General features: G+C 36.0%; 21 protein-coding genes. 8 read left to right on the forward strand and 13 right to left on the reverse strand.

Annotation, left to right across the window (positions count from 1 at the left end; all coding sequences use genetic code 11):
- The first annotated feature begins 314 nt into the window (after positions 1-314).
- From thrS to F3J23_RS10710, 8 genes are all read left to right on the forward strand, one after another.
- The gene (gene thrS, locus F3J23_RS10675; RefSeq protein WP_167028225.1) at positions 315-2,234 is read left to right on the forward strand and encodes a threonine--tRNA ligase; all 1,920 of its coding nucleotides are present in this window, start codon (positions 315-317) and stop codon (positions 2,232-2,234) included.
- Positions 2,235-2,393: 159 nt separating this feature from the next.
- Positions 2,394-2,894, forward strand: a complete 501-nt coding sequence (infC, locus tag F3J23_RS10680) for a translation initiation factor IF-3 (protein ID WP_172617123.1) — start codon at positions 2,394-2,396, stop codon at positions 2,892-2,894.
- A gap of 369 nt (positions 2,895-3,263) precedes the next feature.
- Positions 3,264-4,085, forward strand: a complete 822-nt coding sequence (locus tag F3J23_RS10685; protein WP_167028228.1) for an alpha/beta fold hydrolase — start codon at positions 3,264-3,266, stop codon at positions 4,083-4,085.
- Between the two features lie 212 nt (positions 4,086-4,297).
- Positions 4,298-4,495: a 50S ribosomal protein L35 gene (rpmI, locus tag F3J23_RS10690; RefSeq protein WP_034676300.1), complete on the forward strand. Its 198-nt coding sequence runs from the start codon at positions 4,298-4,300 to the stop codon at positions 4,493-4,495.
- 120 nt (positions 4,496-4,615) lie between these two features.
- Positions 4,616-4,960, forward strand: coding sequence for a 50S ribosomal protein L20 (rplT, locus tag F3J23_RS10695; protein ID WP_034694451.1), 345 nt, complete (start codon positions 4,616-4,618; stop codon positions 4,958-4,960).
- Positions 4,961-5,260: 300 nt separating this feature from the next.
- Positions 5,261-6,442 (forward strand): M20/M25/M40 family metallo-hydrolase, encoded by a 1,182-nt coding sequence (locus F3J23_RS10700; RefSeq protein WP_167028231.1) that lies wholly within the window; start codon positions 5,261-5,263, stop codon positions 6,440-6,442.
- A gap of 56 nt (positions 6,443-6,498) precedes the next feature.
- Entirely contained in the window at positions 6,499-7,674 is a 1,176-nt protein-coding gene (locus tag F3J23_RS10705; RefSeq protein WP_167028234.1) for a M28 family peptidase, read from the forward strand.
- Between the two features lie 233 nt (positions 7,675-7,907).
- Positions 7,908-9,077: a M28 family peptidase gene (locus F3J23_RS10710; protein WP_167028237.1), complete on the forward strand. Its 1,170-nt coding sequence runs from the start codon at positions 7,908-7,910 to the stop codon at positions 9,075-9,077.
- A 75-nt stretch (positions 9,078-9,152) separates the two neighbouring features.
- Here the strand turns inward: F3J23_RS10710 and F3J23_RS10715 are convergent, their stop codons facing one another.
- From F3J23_RS10715 to F3J23_RS10775, 13 genes are all read right to left on the reverse strand, one after another.
- Entirely contained in the window at positions 9,153-9,317 is a 165-nt protein-coding gene (locus tag F3J23_RS10715; RefSeq protein WP_167028240.1) for a hypothetical protein, read from the reverse strand.
- A gap of 24 nt (positions 9,318-9,341) precedes the next feature.
- Complete coding sequence (gene hisIE, locus F3J23_RS10720; RefSeq protein ID WP_167028243.1) at positions 9,342-9,929, reverse strand: bifunctional phosphoribosyl-AMP cyclohydrolase/phosphoribosyl-ATP diphosphatase HisIE; 588 nt, start codon at positions 9,927-9,929, stop codon at positions 9,342-9,344.
- Positions 9,926-10,678, reverse strand: coding sequence for an imidazole glycerol phosphate synthase subunit HisF (hisF, locus tag F3J23_RS10725; RefSeq protein ID WP_167028246.1), 753 nt, complete (start codon positions 10,676-10,678; stop codon positions 9,926-9,928). The genes hisIE and hisF overlap by 4 nt, the downstream gene beginning before the upstream one ends.
- Positions 10,671-11,393, reverse strand: coding sequence for a 1-(5-phosphoribosyl)-5-[(5-phosphoribosylamino)methylideneamino]imidazole-4-carboxamide isomerase (hisA, locus tag F3J23_RS10730; RefSeq protein ID WP_167028249.1), 723 nt, complete (start codon positions 11,391-11,393; stop codon positions 10,671-10,673). The genes hisF and hisA overlap by 8 nt, the downstream gene beginning before the upstream one ends.
- Before the next feature lie 18 nt (positions 11,394-11,411).
- Positions 11,412-11,990 carry an imidazole glycerol phosphate synthase subunit HisH gene (gene hisH, locus F3J23_RS10735; protein WP_167028252.1) on the reverse strand — a complete coding sequence of 193 codons (579 nt, stop codon included), beginning with the start codon at positions 11,988-11,990 and terminating at the stop codon, positions 11,412-11,414.
- 2 nt (positions 11,991-11,992) lie between these two features.
- A complete protein-coding gene (gene hisB, locus F3J23_RS10740; RefSeq protein WP_167028254.1) occupies positions 11,993-13,087 on the reverse strand; it encodes a bifunctional histidinol-phosphatase/imidazoleglycerol-phosphate dehydratase HisB in 1,095 nt (364 codons plus the stop codon).
- 3 nt (positions 13,088-13,090) lie between these two features.
- Positions 13,091-14,116: a histidinol-phosphate transaminase gene (gene hisC, locus F3J23_RS10745; RefSeq protein WP_167028257.1), complete on the reverse strand. Its 1,026-nt coding sequence runs from the start codon at positions 14,114-14,116 to the stop codon at positions 13,091-13,093.
- A gap of 59 nt (positions 14,117-14,175) precedes the next feature.
- Positions 14,176-15,450: a histidinol dehydrogenase gene (gene hisD / locus F3J23_RS10750; RefSeq protein ID WP_167028261.1), complete on the reverse strand. Its 1,275-nt coding sequence runs from the start codon at positions 15,448-15,450 to the stop codon at positions 14,176-14,178.
- A 10-nt stretch (positions 15,451-15,460) separates the two neighbouring features.
- Positions 15,461-16,318, reverse strand: coding sequence for an ATP phosphoribosyltransferase (hisG, locus tag F3J23_RS10755; protein ID WP_167028264.1), 858 nt, complete (start codon positions 16,316-16,318; stop codon positions 15,461-15,463).
- A gap of 229 nt (positions 16,319-16,547) precedes the next feature.
- Positions 16,548-17,663 carry a glycosyltransferase family 4 protein gene (locus F3J23_RS10760; protein WP_167028267.1) on the reverse strand — a complete coding sequence of 372 codons (1,116 nt, stop codon included), beginning with the start codon at positions 17,661-17,663 and terminating at the stop codon, positions 16,548-16,550.
- Complete coding sequence (locus tag F3J23_RS10765) at positions 17,660-18,436, reverse strand: polysaccharide deacetylase family protein (RefSeq protein WP_167028270.1); 777 nt, start codon at positions 18,434-18,436, stop codon at positions 17,660-17,662. The genes F3J23_RS10760 and F3J23_RS10765 overlap by 4 nt, the downstream gene beginning before the upstream one ends.
- Position 18,437: 1 nt before the next feature.
- Positions 18,438-19,367: a glycosyltransferase family 2 protein gene (locus tag F3J23_RS10770; RefSeq protein WP_167028273.1), complete on the reverse strand. Its 930-nt coding sequence runs from the start codon at positions 19,365-19,367 to the stop codon at positions 18,438-18,440.
- A gap of 5 nt (positions 19,368-19,372) precedes the next feature.
- Positions 19,373-20,542 (reverse strand): glycosyltransferase family 87 protein, encoded by a 1,170-nt coding sequence (locus F3J23_RS10775; RefSeq protein ID WP_167028276.1) that lies wholly within the window; start codon positions 20,540-20,542, stop codon positions 19,373-19,375.
- Positions 20,543-20,562: the final 20 nt, after the last annotated feature.

Consider the following 20,562-nt stretch of genomic DNA (forward strand, 5'->3'; position numbering starts at 1 on the left):
AATTTGAATCCTTTAAATTAGCATTATTCATCATAGTAATATCATATTTTAATTAAGTTTATGAGATTTAAAATATCTATTACTATTTATCTTGATCGCGACAGATTTTTAAGAATAACAGGCTTTACAAGCTTGATTGCAGACATAAAAAGCAGGCTTTTTTCCTCTGAAAATCTTTAAGTGCATAAGCTATAAAAGTTCAAACAGTAAAAATCTTCTGTTATTTAATATTAATTATCATTCTAAATAGGTGCTAATATAGTTTATTATCTAAAAAATGCGTATTTTTGCATCTTAAAATTTCTTAGTAAACAATGATAAAAATTACACTTCCAGACAATAGTGTCAAAGAATTCGAGGGAGCAGTTACTCCCCTAGATGTGGCAAAATCTATAAGCGAGGGATTGGCTAGAAATACCATTTCCGCAATTGTTAATGACAAACAAGTAGAAACGACCACACCTATAACCACGGATTCTACGGTACAGCTTTTGACCTGGAATGATGATCTTGGAAAGAAGGCTTTCTGGCACTCTTCTGCCCACCTTTTGGCGCAGGCTATCCTTGAGTTTTATCCGAATGCTAAGTTGACCATTGGTCCGGCAATTGAAAGCGGATTCTACTATGATGTAGATTTCGGGGATGAAAGCTTATCTGAAAAAGATTTCGAAAAAATCGAAAAAAAGATTCTGGAAAATGCGAAGAAAGGTTCTACTTTCTCTCTATATCCGGTTTCTAAAGATGAAGCTTTAAAAACATATGCAGACAACCCATACAAAGTGGAACTCATCTCTAATCTTAATGATGGAGAAATCACTTTTGTAACTCATGATAACTTCACAGATTTATGCCGTGGAGGGCACATTCCTAATACAGGTATTGTGAAAGCAGTTAAAATTTTAAATGCTGCAGGAGCTTACTGGAGAGGAAATGAGAAAAACCCTCAGCTGACAAGAGTATATGGTATCTCTTTCCCAAAACAGAAAGATCTTACTGAATATCTTGAAAGATTAGAAGAAGCAAAAAGAAGAGATCACAGAAAATTAGGTAAAGAACTTGGAATTTTCGCATTCTCTGAAAAAGTAGGTGCAGGTTTACCGCTTTGGTTACCAAAAGGAACCGCTTTAAGAAGAAAATTGGAAAACTTCCTTTCTGATGCTCAGAAAAAAGGCGGTTATGAATTCGTAATGTCTCCACACATTGGAGCAAAAGAATTATATGTAACTTCCGGACACTGGGATAAATACGGTGCAGACAGCTTCCAGCCTATCAAAACTCCGAATGAAGGAGAAGAGTTCTTATTGAAGCCTATGAACTGCCCTCACCACTGTGAAATTTATAAAACATCACAATGGAGCTATAGAGATCTTCCTAAGAGATATGCAGAGTTCGGTACAGTATACAGATATGAGCAAAGTGGAGAACTTCACGGATTGACAAGAGTTCGTGGGTTTACTCAGGATGACGCTCACCTATTCTGTACTCCGGATCAGCTTTCTGAGGAGTTTGAAAAAGTAATAGACCTGACACTTTATGTGTTCAAGTCTTTAGGATTCGAAGATTTTGTAACTCAGGTTTCTTTAAGAGATCCTGAAAACAGAGAGAAATATATCGGTTCTGATGAAAACTGGGAGAAAGCAGAAAACGCAATTATCAACGCAGCGAATAAAAAAGGATTAAAAACGGTAATAGAATACGGAGAAGCTGCATTCTACGGACCTAAGCTTGACTTCATGGTGAAAGATGCATTAGGAAGAAAATGGCAGCTTGGAACGATTCAGGTAGATTATAACTTACCGGAAAGATTTGACCTTCATTATATCGGAAGTGATAACGAAAAGCACAGACCGGTAATGATCCACAGAGCACCTTTCGGTTCAATGGAGCGTTTTATTGCGATCCTATTAGAAAATACTGCTGGTGATTTCCCATTATGGCTAAGCCCGGATCAGTTTATTATTCTCCCAATCAGTGAAAAATATGTAGATTATTCAAAAAATGTTTCACAATTTTTGGAAAATCACGATATTAGCGGTCAGATTGATGACAGAAACGAGAAAACCGGTAAGAAGATCCGTGATGCTGAATTGAAGAAGATCCCATTCATGCTTGTTGTAGGGGAAAATGAAGAAAAAGAAGGCACAATTTCTGTAAGAAGACGTGGTGAAGGAGATCTTGGAGCAATGAAACTGGAAGATTTTGTTGCTTACTTCAAAAAAGAAGCAGCCATCTAATCTGAATAAAAAAGAATTAAATCCTGAGCGATTCAGAAAATAGATCAATCGCTCAAGATTTTAAATAAATAAGTAGTTAACCAATAAAATTATAATACAATAGCACAAAGATTTAACAACAGGGGCCCACAGAGACGTCCGGTACAAGAGGACGCTCACTTGATCAACGATAAAATTCGTGTGAGAGAGCTTCGTTTAGTGGGCGATAACGTAGAACCGGGAGTTTATCCAATTGACAAGGCAAGACAGCTTGCTACAGAACAGGAATTGGATCTGGTAGTAATTTCCGATAAAGCAGAACCATTCATTGCGAGAATATTAGACTATAAAAAGTTTTTATACGAGCAAAAGAAAAAACAGAAGGAACTTAAAGCTAAGCAGGTAAAAGTAGTTGTAAAAGAGATCCGTTTCGGGCCTCAGACTGATGATCACGATTACGAATTCAAGAAAAAGCATGCTGAAAAATTCCTTGAAGAAGGTTCTAAACTTAAAACCTACGTATTTTTTAAAGGACGTTCGATTATCTTTAAGGACCAGGGAGAAATTTTGCTTTTAAAACTTGCTCAGGAATTGGAGCATGTGGGTAAAGTAGACCAGCTTCCTAAACTTGAAGGAAAAAGGATGATTATGATGATGAGTCCTAAAAAACCAGCAAAATAATTAAGTCATTATTTTACATACAAACCTCAAAGCAATTTGAGGTTTTTTTATTTTATTACCATGGGAAATTTCATCGTACAACAACCTATTTTCCATATGTTTTATTTCGGTGAGTAAAGAAAAGTGATCTTGCTGCTGAAGAGCTGCCATGATATATATTCACTTAGAAAAAATCTATTTCACTCCAATCTGCGCTCCTTTTTATAGCCGAATCTATTGCTGTTAAATTTACGTTAATGATATTTTCTTATTGTTCTTATATTTTAATCAATTATTATCTTAGATCAATGTATTGTGAAGATTTTCCATCTAGATTTGCAGATATATAAAAATAAAACGAACTATTATTAATAACATAAAATAAAAACAATGAGCACACTTAAATTAAAAGACGGAACAGAGATTTATTACAAAGACTGGGGCAAAGGGCAGACCATTTTCTTTCATCACGGATGGCCTTTATCAAGTGATGATTGGGATGCACAAATGTTTTTCTTTCTGGAACAAGGCTACAGAGTAATTGCTCACGACAGAAGAGGCCATGGAAGATCCGAGCAAACTCCTTACGGACACGATATGAATACTTATGCTTCAGACGTAGCAGAGATTGTTGAGGCATTGGATCTGAAAGATGTAATTCACGTAGGACATTCCACAGGAGGTGGTGAAGTGATCCGATATGTTGCTAAACATGGGAATGGCAGGGTTTCAAAAGCTGTTTTGGTAAGTGCTGTTACTCCTATTATGGTTCAGAATGAAAATAATCCGAACGGAGTTCCGATTTCTGTTTTTGATGACATCAGAAATAATACGGCAAAACACAGACAGCAGTTCTTTATCGATATTACTTTCCCATTTTATGGCTACAACAGAGAAGGAGCCGAGGTTTCCGAGGGAATCCAGAGAAACTGGTGGAGACAGGGCATGAACGGATCTATTAAAGCTCATTACGATTGTATCAAAGCTTTCTCTGAGACAGATTTTACAGAGGATCTTAAAAGTGTGGATGTACCGGTATTGGTAATGCATGGCGAAGATGATCAGATTGTACCTTTTGAAACAACGGGTAAAGTAGCTGCTACTCTGCTTAAAAACGGAAAACTGATCTCTTATCCTGGTTTCCCACACGGAATGCCAACAACGGAAGCCGAGACCATCAACAGAGATCTCTTGGCATTTATCAAGTCTTAATTATCTCCTTTCATATATAAAAGCTGTAATTGATCTTTTCAATACAGCTTTTTTTACATCCAAATCCACACAGCTTTCTTCTGTAAAGGGATTAAAGTAAAAATCCTTTCATGTGTCACATTTTTTTTGTAATTTTGCAAACTATTATTCCTAATGTCCTTAGGAGTAACCAAAACAGATATTGATAACAAAAACAATAAAAAAGCAAAACAATGCCAAAATTAAAAACGAAATCAGGTGCTAAGAAACGTTTTGCTCTTACTGGTACTGGTAAGATCAAAAGAAAAAACGCTTACAAAAGCCACATCTTAACTAAGAAAGAAACTAAGCAGAAGAGAAATCTTACTACTACTTCTTACGTAGCTAAAGTGGACGAAAAAAGCGTTCAACGTCAATTAGCAATTAAGTAGTTTTTATAAATCTATATTCGGTTTATAAGAATTCAAAACAAATTCAAAATTTTAACCCTGAAACGGTGCAAATAAGAGTAACATCAGTTGCCGCCCTTTTCAAAAAAAACAATTTAAATTATGCCAAGATCAGTAAATGCCGTAGCTTCAAGAGCTCGCAGAAAGAAAATTTTTAAGCAAGCTAAAGGTTTTTTCGGAAGAAGAAAGAACGTTTGGACTGTAGCTAAAAACGCGGTAGAAAAAGCAATGCAATATGCTTACCGTGGTAGAAAAGAGAAGAAAAGAAACTTCAGAGCACTTTGGATCACTCGTATCAACGCGGGAACCAGAGAGCACGGAATGTCTTACTCTCAATTTATGGGAGCTCTTAAAAAGAACAACATCGAACTTAACAGAAAAGTTTTAGCAGATTTAGCAATGAATCACCCTGAAGCTTTCAAAGCTGTTGTAGATCAAGTAAAATAATGTAGAATAGATTTTGTTATCAATATAGTCCCGGGTTTTCCCGGGATTTTTTTTTGTGTTTTTTTGCAGATTCTTTTTTCATCGAAATATCATTAAAAATTCAAATTAAAAAAACATAAATAGTTAAAAATATAATAATACATTTAATTTAAAGTGAATATAAAACTAGTGTAATAATAAATTGACTAACAAGTTTTATAATTATTAAAAAATCAATTAAAATACAATAAATAGCTTTAATTATTGAATACAAATGGCAATTTATTATTATATTAGCAACCGAGAAAAGAATTTAATAAAATGAAAAGAATTGCAGCTTTTTTACTCACTTCTGTGGCAGTACAAAGTATTGGAGCACAGAGTTTTATTCAGGCATATAAAGACAGAGCTGATATGGTTACCCAAGCTAATATCACAGCAAATCTTCAGCAGTTTGCAGGTTTGGGGATAAAAACCACGGGTTCGGCTGCCAATACGGCTGCATTCGACTGGGTTAAAAACAAATACCTCTCCTATGGATACGCAGCCAATACAATTACGGAAGATATCTTTACCTACGGCAGCACAAATCCAAAAAATTTAATCATTACCAAAACGGGAACTTTGTATCCTGACAAATATGTAATTATCTGCGGGCATTATGATACTATTATAGGAGCTGGAGTGAGCGATAATGGCAGCGGAACTTCTATTATTTTGGAAGCTGCAAGAATTTTAAAAGATGTTCCTACTGAATATTCTATAAAATTCATTCATTTTTCCGGAGAGGAACAGGGACTTCTCGGTAGTAAACACTATGTAAATAATGTTGCTTATGAAGCAGGTGTTCAAAAATTAGATATAAAACTGGTTTTAAATATTGATCAGGTAGGAGGACTTATAGGAAATAATAACAATACCATAACCTGTGAAAGAGATACGGGAGGAGTATCATCTAATAATGCAGCATCTAATACAGCCACTCAGGAGCTGATGAACTGCACTACCCTGTACTCTCCTCTCCAGACCAATCTGTCTTATGCTTACAGCTCGGATTATATGCCTTTTGAGGCCAAAGGATATATTATTACAGGGTTTTATGAATATCTGAGAAGCCAAAATGAACATACTGCAAATGATACATTTGCCAATATTGATCCAGTGTATGTTTTTAATGTAGGAAAAGCGGCAGTAGGTGCTTTACAGCATTTTGCAGTGGCTGCAACCACCAATAATCTTTTAAGTACAAACGAAAATTCTGTAAGAAAAGCTTCGGAGTCTGTTAGAATCTACCCTAACCCGGCCAAAGATACGGTTACTATTGAGTTTCCGCAAAAGGTAAAACAATTCAGCGTTGAGATTGGTGATATGGCCGGAAATATTGTATTAAGTACGGAAAATCAGGAGAAAATCAATGTATCCGGGCTTAAGAACGGGGTTTATACATTTACGATAAAAACAGATAAAGGAAACACCACAAAAAAAATAATCATTGAAAAATAAATAATGCTGATAAAGTACGATCAATACATCTTATCAGGTATTAATATAGTATGCAAATGAAAAAAACAGCTACTTTTTTACTGGCTGCCATAGCCATGCAAAGTGCCGTAGCCCAAAATTTTATTCAGGCTTATCAGGACAGAGCAAATATGGTTAATCAATCCAATATTATTACATCTCTTCAGGAGTTTGCTAACTTGGGAGTTAAAACCACAGGTTCACAAGCTAATGCTAATGCATTGGACTGGCTTAAAAATAAATATCTTTCCTATGGATACAGTGCTGCCCAGATGGTTGAAGATCCTTTTACCTCCGGAAGTTATACCTCAAAAAACTTAGTAATTACCAAAACAGGAACTGTATATCCTGATAAATATGTTATTATATGCGGACACTTTGACAGCATCACCGGACTGGGGATCAATGATAATGGAAGCGGAACTTCTATCATTCTTGAAGCTGCGAGAATCCTGAAAGATATTTCTACGGAATATTCCATTAAGTTTATACATTTTTCCGGAGAAGAACAGGGACTTCTGGGAAGCAAGCACTACGCCAATACGGTTGCTTACCAGGGAAATAATCGTGTGCAGGATATAAAGATTGTCTTTAATCTTGATCAGGTAGGCGGCGTTATGGGGAATAACAATAATACGGTTTACTGTGATCAGGATCTGGGTGGTCTTTCTTCAAACAATGCTGCTTCGGCTACTGTAACCCAGGAATTGAGAAACTGCACCACGCTCTATTCTACTCTTCAGACCGCTGTAGATCCGGCGGCAGATACGGATTATATCCCTTTTGAGCAGAAAGGTGAAGTGATCACAGGTTTTTTCGAAAGAATAAGAAGTACTTATCCTCATACTGTTAATGATACATTCGCCAATACGGATCCCGTATATATTTATAATATCGGGAAAGCATCCGTAGGAGCGTTACAGCATTTTGCCGTAGCTACCGGTACATTGGGAACTCATGAGGTTGTGGTGAAAAACTCATTAGAAAGTGTAAAAATTTACCCTAATCCTGTAAAAGATATGCTTAATATCGAGCTTCCGAATCCAGGGATTAAAAATTTCAGTTTTGAAATCACAGATTTCCAGGGGCGTTCTATTTTAAAGACATTTAATGAAACTAAGATCAATGTCTCCGGGCTGGAAAATGGAGCTTATGTGGGCATTATAAAAGCTCACGATAAGACCGTAGTGAGAAAAATATTAATCGACAGATAACTTTTTTAGTTGCATAAAAAAAGGATTTACAAGACTTCTGAATTATTTTCAGAAGTCTTATTTTATTAACCAGATTTAGATTCTTAATGAATATTCCAATATGACAACTCAATTAAAATTAATTATATAAAGTTGATCAAGAAAACTGACGGGTTTTAATTTTATTTTAAAAAATTAAACACTTCATTGTGATTTATTAACTATATTAGATTTACCAAAACAATATTAATAATATGAAAAAAATCACCACAGTTTTATGTGTTGCAACACTGATACAAAGTATCGGAGCACAATCTTTTATTCAGGCTTATAAGAACAGAGCTGATATGGTAACCCAAACAAACATTACCAACAATTTACAGGAATTTGCAAGCTATGGAGTAAAAACCACCGGCTCACAAGCTAATGTGAATGCCATGAACTGGATCAAGAACAAATATCTTTCTTATGGCTATACTGCCAGTCAGATAGAGGAAAGTCCGTTCACATTTGGGAGTACAAGTTCTAAAAATTTAATCATAACAAAAACCGGAACATTGTATCCTAATAAATATGTTATTATTTGTGGGCATTTTGATACAATTAACGGTCCGGGAGTGAATGATAATGGCAGCGGAACTTCGATCATCCTGGAAGCAGCCAGAATTTTAAAAGATGTTCCAACAGAGTATTCTATAAAATTCATTCATTTCTCCGGGGAAGAACAAGGGCTTAGAGGAAGCAGTCATTATGTGAATAATGTTGTTTATCAGGGAGGCGTGCGTAAACTGGATATAAAACTGGTATTCAATCTTGATCAGGTAGGTGGTGTGAAAGGAAATAATAACAATACGGTTTATTGTGATGAAGACCAAGGCGGGCTTTCCAGTAATAATGCAGCTTCTGCGGCGGTAACTCAACAGCTTAGAAACTGTACAGCGCTCTACTCTCCTCTTCAAACCGCTGTGGATCCGGCGGCTGATACGGATTATATTCCTTTTGAACAGAAAGGAGAAGTAATTACCGGATTTTTTGAAAGGATAAGAAGTACATACCCTCACACTTCCAAAGATACTTTTGTGAATATGGATCCGGTTTATGTTTACAATATCGGAAAAGCAACTGTTGGGGCTTTACAGCATTTTGCCACGGCTTCAACTTCCACCAGTAAAGCAGCATCAAAGAATTCGCTGGAAGGTGTTAAGATTTATCCAAATCCTGCCAATAATGTTTTAAATATTGAATTACCGGATACCAAAGAAACCAATTTCAGTTTTGAAATTACCAATCTTACCGGCAGATCGATGTTGAAAGTTAATAACGAACGAAAAATTAATGTTTCTTCTCTTCAGAATGGAGTTTACGTAGGTATTTTAAAAGTTGGAGACCAAACTCTCGTTAAGAATATTATGATCGAAAGATAAACTCAACAAATTCATAATAAAAAACAGCAGGAATATTCCTGCTGTTCTATTTTTGAAAACGTGTTTAAATATTTTTCATTTTAAACAGTTATTTTTTAATGCCAATTCTTTGATTTTAGAAATAACAGCCTCTTCATGAATAAAGCCGTTTTTAATATCTGTTAATAGTTCCTCCAGAGTTACTTTATAAACATCCGCTTCATTAATAGTAACAGCAGACATATATTGCCCATCATTCATTAGATTCAGAGCTTTCTGTAATTTTTATTTATCTCTGTTTTTAAGAATTCCTTCGATATCATCCATTGAAAATCCTTTGGCTTTCAACAGAATTAAGAAGTGATATATCAGATCTGCAGCTTCATTTTTAAAGAGCAATTCATTATCATCTTTAGCTTCTATAACCAATTCTACAGCCTCCTCACCTACTTTTTGAGCTACTTTATTAATACCCCTCTGGTATAACGAATAGGTATAAGAACCTTCTGCTTTATCATCAATCCTTTGAGAAATTTTTTCTTCAAGTTCGTACAAAAATCCTTTAGAGTTCTTTTCACCGAAGCAGCTGAAACTTCCCGTGTGGCAAACCACATTCTTGGGTAAAGCTTTGATCAATAAGGTATCCTGGTCACAATCAATATCTATACTTTTTACCGTTAAAAAATTCCCGGATTCCTCTCCTTTTGTCCAGAGTCTGTTTTTGGAACGGCTGAAAAACGTGACAATTCCTTCTGCTTTTGTTTTTTCGAATGCTTCTTCATTCATATAACCCAACATCAGAACCTGTAAAGTTCTGTCATCCTGAATGATCACCGGAACAAGACCATTATCTTTATTAAAATTAATATTCATCGTACGTTGATTTTTTGAGTTTTTAATTCTTTTTTCAATTCCTGAATGCCTATTTCATTAAAATGGAAAATACTGGCTGCCAATGCTCCTGTAGCTTTAGTTTCATTAAATACTTCAACAAAGTCAGCCACAGTACCCGCACCTCCCGAAGCAATAACAGGGATCCCGATTTGCTCTGAAACAAGCTTTGTAATCCGAAGATCAAAACCATTTTTGGTACCATCACCATCCATTGACGTTAGAAGGATCTCTCCCGCTCCCAGAGATTCTGCTTTTTTTGCCCAGTCTATCGTAATGAGTTCTGTTGCCTGTCTACCACCTTTGATGTGAACGAGATCAGTATTCTCTACCAGCCTGGTATCAATGGCCACTACTACGCACTGGCTTCCGAATTCTTTAGCCAGATGAACAATAAGCGCCGGATTTTTTACCGCAGAAGAATTGATACTGATTTTATCTGCCCCGGCTTCAAGAAGCTTTCTTACATCTTCTACGGACGAAATTCCGCCGCCTACCGTAAATGGAATACTAAGCTCTTTAGCGATGTCTTTTACCAGTTCTACGAAAGTCTTTCTGTTTTCAATGGTTGCCGTGATATCAAGGAAAACAAGTTCATCTGCTCCTTCCTGCTCATATTTCTTTGCAAGTTCTATGGGATCCCCCGCATTTTTAAGGTCCTCAAAATTGATTCCCTTCACCGTACATCCGTCTTTAATATCCAAACATGGAATAATTCTTTTTTTAAGCATTTTCAATAAAATTTTGAAGTTGTTGCAGGCTTATTCTGCCTTCATAAATTGCTTTTCCGATAATTGTCCCGGCACAGCCGATATCTTTCATTTTATACACGTCTTTGATGCCTGAAATGCCGCCACTTGCCACCAGCTGCACAGAAGTCTTATACAAAATCTCTATATAAAGCCCTGTTGAAGGTCCCTCCAGCATACCATCTTTTGAAATATCAGTACAAATAGCTGTCTGAATCCCTTTTTCCTGATATTGAAGAATGAAGTCAATCACATCATGACTGCTCTCTTCCAGCCATCCGGATGTTTTTATTTTTCTGTTATCGCAGTCAGCTCCCAGAATGATATTTTCTGAACCATATGTTTCAATCATCCGGAAACAGAATTCGGGATCCTGAACAGCAATACTTCCTAAAGTAATCTGTTGGGCTCCTGCGTTAAAAGCTGTTTCAATATCTTCTTTCGTTTTCAGACCACCCCCAAAATCGATATACAGGGAAGTTGAGCTGGCAATATTTTCCAACACCTTCTGATTAACAATATGTTTAGATTTTGCACCATCAAGATCTACCAAGTGAAGAAACTGAATCCCAAAACTCTCAAACTCTTTAGCCACTTCTACAGGATCTTCATTATAAATTTTCTTTGTGCTGTAATCTCCCTTCGAAAGACGCACACACTTTCCATCAATAATATCAATAGCCGGAATAATTTTCATTTGTTCATGTTTTTATTATTATAAATTGATAAAGCTGTTTAATATCTGATTCCCTACAGTTCCTGATTTTTCCGGGTGAAATTGTACTGCATAAAAGTTGTCTTTCTGTAAAGAAGCACTGAACGGCAGGATGTAATCACATACCGATGTGGTAAAATCTGACAATTCACAATAATAGCTGTGAACAAAATAAACATCATCCCATTTCTCTACGGCTGAAAACAAAGACGAAGTCTGATTTGAAATGGTATTCCAACCCATATGAGGTACAATGTCTTTAGCAGGAAACCTTCTTACACTGATATCAAAGATTCCGAGTCCTTCGGTATTTCCTTCTTCATTATCTTTACACATAAGCTGCATTCCCAGACATATCCCAAGAACCGGCTGTTTTAAAGAAGGAATAAGAAGATCCAGTCCTCTTTCTTTCAATAGTTTCATCGTTGAAGAAGCTTCCCCTACGCCAGGAAATATCACTTTATCCGCTTTCAAAATCAGTTCAGGATCATCTGTGATCACAGAGTTTCTATTCAGCCTGTTAAGAGCATTCTGAACTGAATTTACGTTTCCTCCGTTATATTTTATTATTGCGATCATATTTATAAACTTCCTTTTGTGGAAGGTAAACTATAATTAGTGTCTGATTGATTTACCGCCATTTTAATAGCTTTTGCAAATGCTTTGAATATGGATTCGATTTTGTGGTGCTCGTTTTCACCTTCTGCCCTGATATTCAGATTGGATTTTGAAGAATCAGAGAAGGATTTGAAAAAGTGAAAAAACATTTCCGCAGGCATATCTCCAATTTTTTCCCGCTTGAACTCTGCATCCCAAACCACCCACGATCTTCCTCCGAAATCGATCGCCACCTGGGCAAGACAATCATCCATCGGAAGCAGGAAACCATATCTTTCAATCCCTTTTTTCTTTCCTAATGCTTTTAAAATGGCTTCACCAAGAACAATTCCAGTGTCTTCTATCGTGTGGTGTTCATCTACTGCAAGATCTCCGTTCACTTTTATCTTCAGATCCATATTCCCGTGTCTGGCGATCTGATCCAGCATATGATCAAAAAAATGAAGCCCTGTAGAGATTTCCGATCTTCCGTTTCCGTCAATATTCACTTCAATTTCAATTTCTGTTTCATTCGTTTTTCGGGACACTTTTGCTTTTCTCATTCCTGATTTTAGGAACTGATAAATCTTTGCCCAATCTTTAGTAGAAAGCTCAGATTCATTATTAAAGTTTTGATTAAGATAAATAGATTTAGTTCCCATATTTTTAGCTAATTGAACATCACTATCTCTATCACCAATTACATAGGAATTTTCAAGATCATAATTGCCGTAAATATATTTCCCAAGCATTCCTGTTCCCGGTTTTCGCGTGGGTAAATTTTCATGTTCAAAACTTTTATCAATCAAAATATCGCTAAAGATGATGCCTTCATTTTCGAATGCTTTCAACATTTTTTCATGAGGAGCAATAAAATCTTCCATCGGAAAGCTTTCCGTTCCCAACCCATCCTGATTGGTTACCATAACAAGTTCATAATCCAATTCATTGGCAATTTTTGCAAGGTTTTGAAAAACGCCGGGATAAAACTCAAGTTTTTCCAAAGAATCCACCTGAAAATCCGTAGGCGGTTCAATGATTAATGTGCCGTCACGATCTATAAAGAGTACTTTTTTCATAATTTAAATGCTTTTTAAAAGGTTAATCAGCTTTTCATTTTCTGCACGGTTTCCTACATTAATTCTGATGCATCCAGCAATCGCAGGATCTCTTCTGCTCGTTAGAATCTCTTTCTTCAGCATATTTCCGTATACAGATTCAATATCTTTCACTTTAATCAAAAAGAAATTGGCATTCGTAGGAAATACTTTTGAAATACATTCAATTTCCTGAAACTGTTCTTCCAGCCATTTTCTCTCTTCCAGAATGCTCTTTACATTTTCTTGAAGTCTGCTTTCATCATCCAGTGTTTTCAGAATCAGTTCCTGGCTTAGTACATTCACGTTATAAGGCGCTTTCACTGTATTGATAAGTGTAATAATTTCTTCTGAAGCGTAGGCCATTCCTACTCTTGCTCCGGCAATTCCCCAAGCTTTTGAAAAGGTTTGAAGAACAATCAGATTGGAATACTTTTCCAGAAGCTCCAGGCTCGATTTTTTTCCGGAAAACTCAATATAAGCTTCATCCACCACTACAATTCCGTTGAAATTCTGAAGATAAAATTCAATATCATCAATACTGTTTCCGGTAGGATTATTAGGTGAACACAAAAAGAAAATCTTGAGAGTTGCGTCTTCTGCTGCTTTTAGAAAATCATTTTTTATGATCTCAAAGTTTTCATCCAGATCAAGTTTTAACACTCTATTTTCATTGATAGCCGCATAAAAACCATACATTGCAAAGGATGGATTCATCATCAGAATAGAATCTTTTTTAGGCTCACAGAAAATTTTAATGATCAGATCAATAAGCTCATCACTCCCATTTCCGATGGCAATCTGCGAAGGAGACACATTTTTAAGTGCAGCTAATCTGCTTTTAAGCTTCTTTTGAGTAGAATCCGGATAGCGGTTACATGTTCCGAACGGACTTTCATTGGCATCCAGAAATACCGGAGCATTAAACTCATTATGATCCCTAAAACTGATATACGGCTGTAATTTTAATATATTTTCTCGTACTAAAGTATTGATACTGTTATTTTTCATTGAATTGATTTTTATTGTAAACAAACGCAATAACCAAACGGTCGATTATTATGTATTAATTATTTTAATCTTATGGATACTGCATTTTTATGCGCAAATAAACCTTCTGCTTCTGCCATAAGTTCTATGGTCTTTCCTAAATTCAGGAGCCCTTCCTTTGAAAGATGTTGAAATGTTATTTTCTTTACAAAGCTATCCAGTGAGACTCCGCTATAATTCTTTGCATATGCATTGGTGGGAAGTGTGTGATTGGTTCCGCTGGCATAATCTCCCGCACTTTCACAGGAATAATTCCCGAGAAAAACTGAGCCTGCATTCTGTACTTTCGGGATATATTTTTCAAAATTATCAACAGCCAGAATAAGGTGTTCGGGAGCATAAATATTACTAAATTCAAGAGCTTCTTCTAAAGTATTCACTACAATAAAAGAGCTGTTTTCCAGCGCCTGACCTGCAAACTCATTTCTTGGTAAATCTTTGATTTGCCGCTCAACAGCCCTTATAGTTTCATCAAAAACTTTAACCTCAGTAGTAATAAATACAACCTGACTATCACTTCCGTGTTCTGCCTGAGAGAGAAGGTCTGCTGCACAAAATTCAGGGACAGCCTGCTGATCTGCTATAACAAGAACTTCACTGGGACCGGCTGGCATATCTATGGCAACTCCGTAACGCTGTGCATATTCTTTAGCAGCTACGACAAACTGGTTTCCGGGGCCAAAAATTTTATATACCTTGGGAACACTTTCCGTCCCTAAAGTCATCGCAGCAATGGCCTGAGCTCCTCCTGTTTTAAATATTTTTGTAACTCCGCAAAGTGTAGCCGCATACAAGATGGCAGGATTGATATTTCCGTTCTCATCCGGTGGCGAACAAAGAATAATTTCTTTACAACCTGCCAGATTTGCCGGCACCGCAAGCATTAATACGGTTGAGAATAAAGGAGCTGTCCCGCCCGGAATATAAATTCCCACATTTTCAACAGCCCTATTTTCTCTCCAGCAAACAACACCTTTTGTTGTCTCAATTTTTTGAACTTCCTGTTTTTGTGAAGCGTGGAACTTTGAAATATTCTCTTTCGCCTGCTGAATGGCACTTTTCAAATCATTATCGATTTGATTTACTGCACTTTCTATTTCTTCTTCGGTAACAGAAATTCTTTCTGTATCCGCGTTATCAAATTTTCTGTTGAATCCTATTAAAGCCTGGTCTCCATTTTTTTCAACTTCTGCAAATATTTCAGCCACGAGTCCTGAAATCTCTTTCTGCTCTAAAACAGGGCGCTTCACCAAATCTTTCCAGATATTTTGTTCCGGATATTTATATATTTTCATAGTTTCTTCTTTAAATAACCATTTTATCAATGGGAATAATTAAAATATCCTGTGCTCCGTTGTCTTTCAATTCATCAATCACTTCCCAGAAGCGTTCTTCATCAATCACAGAATGAATACTACTCCAGCCTTCTTCTGCCAAAGGAATAACCGTGGGACTTTTCAGAACCGGAAGAACTTCAGCCACTTTTGATATCTTTTCGTTGGGAACATTCATCAGAATGTATTTTGAATTTTTTGCTTTTAATACAGCTTTGATCCTGAAAACAAATTTTTCAAGAATCACGTTTTTTTCAGAAGATAATTGAGGAGTTTGAGCGAGTACAGCCTCGGATTTCAATAAAGTTACCGTTTCTCTGAGCCCATTTTTGAATAAAGTGCTCCCGGAACTTACAATATCACAGATTCCTTCTGCCAGGCCGATATTAGGTGCTATTTCCACAGATCCGGAAATGACGTGAATATCTGATGTAATGCCCCTGGTTTCCAGAAAATTCCGGAGGGTATTTGGGTAAGAAGTGGCTATTTTTTTGCCTTGGAAATAAGAAATATCGTCTGTTTCCACTTCTTTTGGAACAGCAAGTGAAACACGGCATTTTGAAAAGCCCAGCTTTTCAACAATCTGAATGTTTTTTCCCTTCTCTATTAAGAGGTTTTCTCCCACAATGGCAACATCCACTACGCCATCTTCAAGGTATTGGGGGATATCGGAATTCCGGAGATACATAATTTCCATCGGAAAGTTATCTACCGAGACTTTCAGCTGGTCTTTTCCGTTGTTGACGAATATCCCACAGTCTTTGAGAAGCTGTAAGGATTCTTCGTAGAGCCGGCCGCTTTTCTGAATCGCAATTTTTAATTTACTCATTTCGTCTTTTTTGAGTCCGAGTAAATAAAAACTGATCTATTGAAATTTCTGAGGAGAATTCAGGAAACAAAAAAACCGTCTATTTACTCAGACGGTTTTAATTATTTTTGATTTTAGCACAAACATATATCAATCAATTCCGCCTAACAGAGATGATGATAATAATGATGTAATGCTAAAAAAATGGGTTTCATTGTATTGAATTATGATGCAAATGTAGGGTTTATTTTTAAATTGCAAAGTTTTTTCCGCTTATTTTTTGATAAAGATTCATTAATTCTTCTGCAATGGGTTCGTCATTAAACTTCTGAACAAACTCAAAACCCTTTTCTTCACGGCGTTTCCTTTCAGATTCATTTTCCCATAAAAATTTTATCTTCGCTCTTATATCAAGTTCATTGGATGGATTAACATACACAGAGTCTTTCCCTCCCGCTTCAGGCAGGCAGCTTGTGTTGCTTGTAACCACAACAGTTTTAGAGAAAAGTGCCTCAATCACAGGAATTCCAAAGCCTTCAAAGAAACTCGGGTATACAAAAATATCTGCGAGTTTATAGATGGCAGCCAGTTCGTCCATAGAAACTCCTTCCAGAAACAACACTTGTTTTTCCATCTTATTTTTCTTCAGGAAGGTCTCTATTTTCTGATAGTATTTCGTCTTTCTTCCTACCACCACCAAAGGAATTTCTGTACCGCTGATCGCTTTTACTACATTCAAAAGATTCTTACGGTCTTCAATAGTTCCTACATTCAAAATAAACCTTTCCGGAAGCTTGAATTTTTCTTTTGTTTCCTTCATTAATTCCTGAGACTGCTGTTCTTTAAAAGCCTTATGACAGCCCTGATAAATCACTTCAATTTTGCTTTCGGGAACTTTTAAAAATTCAATAATATCTCTTTTCGTCTGTTCCGAAATAGCAATAATCTTATCCGCAGTATCCGCCGCTTTTTTGAATTTCCAGAAATGAATTCTTCTGTCAAAAAAAGAATAGTATTGGGGATACCTGGCAAAGATCAGATCATGGATGGTTACAATTTTTTTAATAGGCTTTGTGTCCCATTTTAAAGGAAGTTCCCCGGATAAGCCATGGAAAATATCCGCACCAAGTTTTTGAGCATCTTTACCCATTTTAAGCTGTCGTGAGAAATTTCCTTTTGAAGTTTCCACAAATGTAACATTCGGGCGCTCCAGAATCTCTTTTCCGCGGTCAGATTTATTTTTATTGAGTAAGAGGTATTCATTATCCGGTTCATACTGAGAAAGAATTCTTACAAGGTCTCTTGAATAATTCCCGAGACCTGATGTATTGTGAAAAAAACGTTTCGCATCAAAAGCAATCTTCATCGTTGTATCTGTTTTTGAAATTCCTGAAATGTTCCGAATATATGTCCTTTTTCTTTCAGCCAGCCTACAAACGCATCAAATCTCTCCACCATATCTTTTCCTGAATTTTTTACGGTAAACCCGGGAAGTTTAAATGCTTCATCTTTGATTTCCGCAAACTCCCAGGGATGGAAATAAATATTAAGATAATGATCCTTTTTCAAAGTATCAGCAGCAAGTTTTCTATACATAAATAATGGAAAATTGTGAAAGCTTAGCCAGAATAAAGGAATTCTGAAATTTGGAGAAACAGAAGCCGGAACTTGTGTTACATTTCCTTCTTTGAAATAGGTTCTCGATACTTTTAAATTGTTATATCTTCCAGGTAAAAACGTAGGATTGATGGAAGAATTATATGAGTATCCTGCTTTTTCAACTGCTTTTTCATCTACAGGCATCATTCTCGGCATTCTTAATCCTGTTACTTTGGTTGAGAAGAGTTCTTCCAGTTTTTCTCTTGATTCTTTCAGGTGTTTTTCTTCGAACTCTGAATGAAACCAAGTATGAGAAGCCAATTCATGGCCTTCTTTTAATAATCTCTCTATGAGATGTTTGCTATTTTCTGCAAAAACGACTGTAGAAAAGAAAGTCGCCTTTGCATTATGTTTTTTAAGGATGTCCAGGATTCTTTCCAATCCTGTTTGTGAAATTGAAATTTGCTTATCAAAGGGAATTTCACCCTTATATTCTAATGGCATATCAAATTCTTCAATATCAAAACTCAATAAAACCATTCTAAAAATTTTTGTTTTTAATAATATAATTAGGTCTGTCTTTCACCTGTTTAAATATTTTACCTAAATAAATTCCCATGATTCCCATAATGATGAGCTGAAGGCCACCAAAGAAAACAATAGTCATAATTAAAGATGCCCAGCCTGAGATCTCAGTTTTGGCAACAAATGAATGAATGACATATGCTCCGTACCCGATCACTGAAAGTGCTGAAAACAGAAAGCCCAGATATGCCGCAAGATAAAGAGGTTTTACACTGAACGCGGTAATTCCGGTAAAGGCAAACGTGAACATCTTTTTAAGGTTATAACTGCTTTGTCCGGATAATCTTTCATTAGCTTTAAAATCAATACCGGCCTGTTTGAATCCCATCCAGCTTGTTAGTCCTCTCAGAAACAAATCATCTTCATTGAAACTGCGCATTACTTCAACAGCATTGGCATCCATCAGTCTGAAATCCGAACCTCCTCCTTTAGTTAAATTTACATCAGAAAGGCTTGACAAAAGTTTATAAAAAAGATCGGATGTTTTTCTTTTAAAGTAAGAGATTTCCTTGGGATACGTTCTTACTGTGAAAACGATATCATAGCCTTCTTCCCATTTCTGAATCATTTCAGGGATAAGCTCCGGCGGATGCTGAAGATCTCCATCCATAGAAATAACGGCATTTCCATTGGCATTGTCCATTCCGGCTTTTACAGCAGGCTGGTGGCCAAAATTACGGGAAAATTCGATAAACTTTACTTCATCATAACGGTTTGAAAGTTCTTCTAATTTTTGTTGTGTATTGTCTCTGCTGCCATCATTGACAAATATGATTTCAAAGTCATAACTGCTTAATCCATCAAAAACCTCTTTGATCTTCTGATGGATCATGGCAACATTTCCTTCTTCGTTATAGGCGGGAATTACAATTGAAATTTTCTTCATATTTACTAATTCAGGCTGTAGTTTTTCTCAAAATCTTTAGTTAAAAGTTCATATGTAACTCGTAACCAAATCACAATACAAGGTACTGCTTTTAAAGAATATTTGATGATATAATTCTCTTTTACAAATTTTGGAAATAAATCCGAAGTTGAAAAACAAGTGAAAATAATGACAAAAACAAGCAGTCCGATAATCAACGGTGTTCTTTCTTTCTGAAGGAAAAACCATATAAGTACTCCTACCACAGCAATAATATATGTTGGAGACTCTGAACTGGAACTGAACAATACCAGAAACAGTAATGTTGATGCCAGAATCATCAGCTGGAAAGCGTAATGTTTGTATTGTTTAATTCTGATGTAAGGCAATGCAAAAAGCGGCAGTCCAAATGTTAAAAATACAAGGTTAGAAATGGAGGCATCTCCTAAAATTCTTCTTACAAAGCCCATTAGCGAGATATCCTGCATATTTCCCAATACCTGATTTTCATTATTCTTTTCTATGATAGACTGAAACCAGTCAGTATAGCACTGTATTACAAATTTCGGGCTTGAATAGGCCATTGGAAGTACAAAGAACACAATGGCAATTCCAATTCCTGAAAGAATAAATTTAGTCTTGTTTTTAATAAAGAAAAACTGTGTCAGTCCTACAATTCCATAGATTTTCACAAATATTCCTATCAGGATTGCAGTTACGGATTTTACTTCTTTTCTTTCGTAAATGTACACTGCAGATAATAACAAAAGCCCTGTAAGCGCTACGTTGAACTGTAAGCTTAATGCTGCTGTAATATATTCCTGAAGGCAAAGCAGTCCGAAAATTGCTTTTTTAGAATCGGAAAACGGCAGCTTATAAACTCCGTAGACGAAAATAAAAGTATTGGCAATATTCCAGAGTGAGATTCCTAACCAATCGGGCATCATGGCAAACGGCGCAATCAGTGCGCTGAAAAATACTCCGTAATGATTTAAATCAAAATAAAGATCCGGGTAATGGATAAATAAGTTCTTCTGATGAACAGTATTAAAGAATACGTTTTTAAAAATCAGATAATTATTGATCGCATAATCTCCTCTGAAGTATTTGGAAATTGCTGTAACAACTGATATAATAAGATAAACCCCAAATATATATTTAGGGTTTAAAAGTATTTTAAGAAATTTTTCTTTCAAGATTGTGGTATTAGCTTAGA

This window comes from Chryseobacterium sp. Tr-659 (genome assembly GCF_011752975.1).
Classification (GTDB): domain Bacteria; phylum Bacteroidota; class Bacteroidia; order Flavobacteriales; family Weeksellaceae; genus Chryseobacterium.

Bases quoted from the DNA above. Each gene is read 5' to 3' on its own strand.
- thrS (WP_167028225.1), top strand. From the start codon at position 315: ATGATAAAAATTACACTTCCAGACAATAGTGTCAAAGAATTCGAGGGA.
- F3J23_RS10685 (WP_167028228.1), top strand. From the start codon at position 3,264: ATGAGCACACTTAAATTAAAAGACGGAACAGAGATTTATTACAAAGAC.
- rpmI (WP_034676300.1), top strand. From the start codon at position 4,298: ATGCCAAAATTAAAAACGAAATCAGGTGCTAAGAAACGTTTTGCTCTT.
- rplT (WP_034694451.1), top strand. From the start codon at position 4,616: ATGCCAAGATCAGTAAATGCCGTAGCTTCAAGAGCTCGCAGAAAGAAA.
- F3J23_RS10700 (WP_167028231.1), top strand. From the start codon at position 5,261: ATGAAAAGAATTGCAGCTTTTTTACTCACTTCTGTGGCAGTACAAAGT.
- F3J23_RS10705 (WP_167028234.1), top strand. From the start codon at position 6,499: ATGAAAAAAACAGCTACTTTTTTACTGGCTGCCATAGCCATGCAAAGT.
- F3J23_RS10710 (WP_167028237.1), top strand. From the start codon at position 7,908: ATGAAAAAAATCACCACAGTTTTATGTGTTGCAACACTGATACAAAGT.
- F3J23_RS10715 (WP_167028240.1), bottom strand. From the start codon at position 9,317: ATGAATGATGGGCAATATATGTCTGCTGTTACTATTAATGAAGCGGAT.
- hisIE (WP_167028243.1), bottom strand. From the start codon at position 9,929: ATGAATATTAATTTTAATAAAGATAATGGTCTTGTTCCGGTGATCATT.
- hisF (WP_167028246.1), bottom strand. From the start codon at position 10,678: ATGCTTAAAAAAAGAATTATTCCATGTTTGGATATTAAAGACGGATGT.
- hisA (WP_167028249.1), bottom strand. From the start codon at position 11,393: ATGAAAATTATTCCGGCTATTGATATTATTGATGGAAAGTGTGTGCGT.
- hisH (WP_167028252.1), bottom strand. From the start codon at position 11,990: ATGATCGCAATAATAAAATATAACGGAGGAAACGTAAATTCAGTTCAG.
- hisB (WP_167028254.1), bottom strand. From the start codon at position 13,087: ATGAAAAAAGTACTCTTTATAGATCGTGACGGCACATTAATCATTGAA.
- hisC (WP_167028257.1), bottom strand. From the start codon at position 14,116: ATGAAAAATAACAGTATCAATACTTTAGTACGAGAAAATATATTAAAA.
- hisD (WP_167028261.1), bottom strand. From the start codon at position 15,450: ATGAAAATATATAAATATCCGGAACAAAATATCTGGAAAGATTTGGTG.
- hisG (WP_167028264.1), bottom strand. From the start codon at position 16,318: ATGAGTAAATTAAAAATTGCGATTCAGAAAAGCGGCCGGCTCTACGAA.
- F3J23_RS10760 (WP_167028267.1), bottom strand. From the start codon at position 17,663: ATGAAGATTGCTTTTGATGCGAAACGTTTTTTTCACAATACATCAGGT.
- F3J23_RS10765 (WP_167028270.1), bottom strand. From the start codon at position 18,436: ATGGTTTTATTGAGTTTTGATATTGAAGAATTTGATATGCCATTAGAA.
- F3J23_RS10770 (WP_167028273.1), bottom strand. From the start codon at position 19,367: ATGAAGAAAATTTCAATTGTAATTCCCGCCTATAACGAAGAAGGAAAT.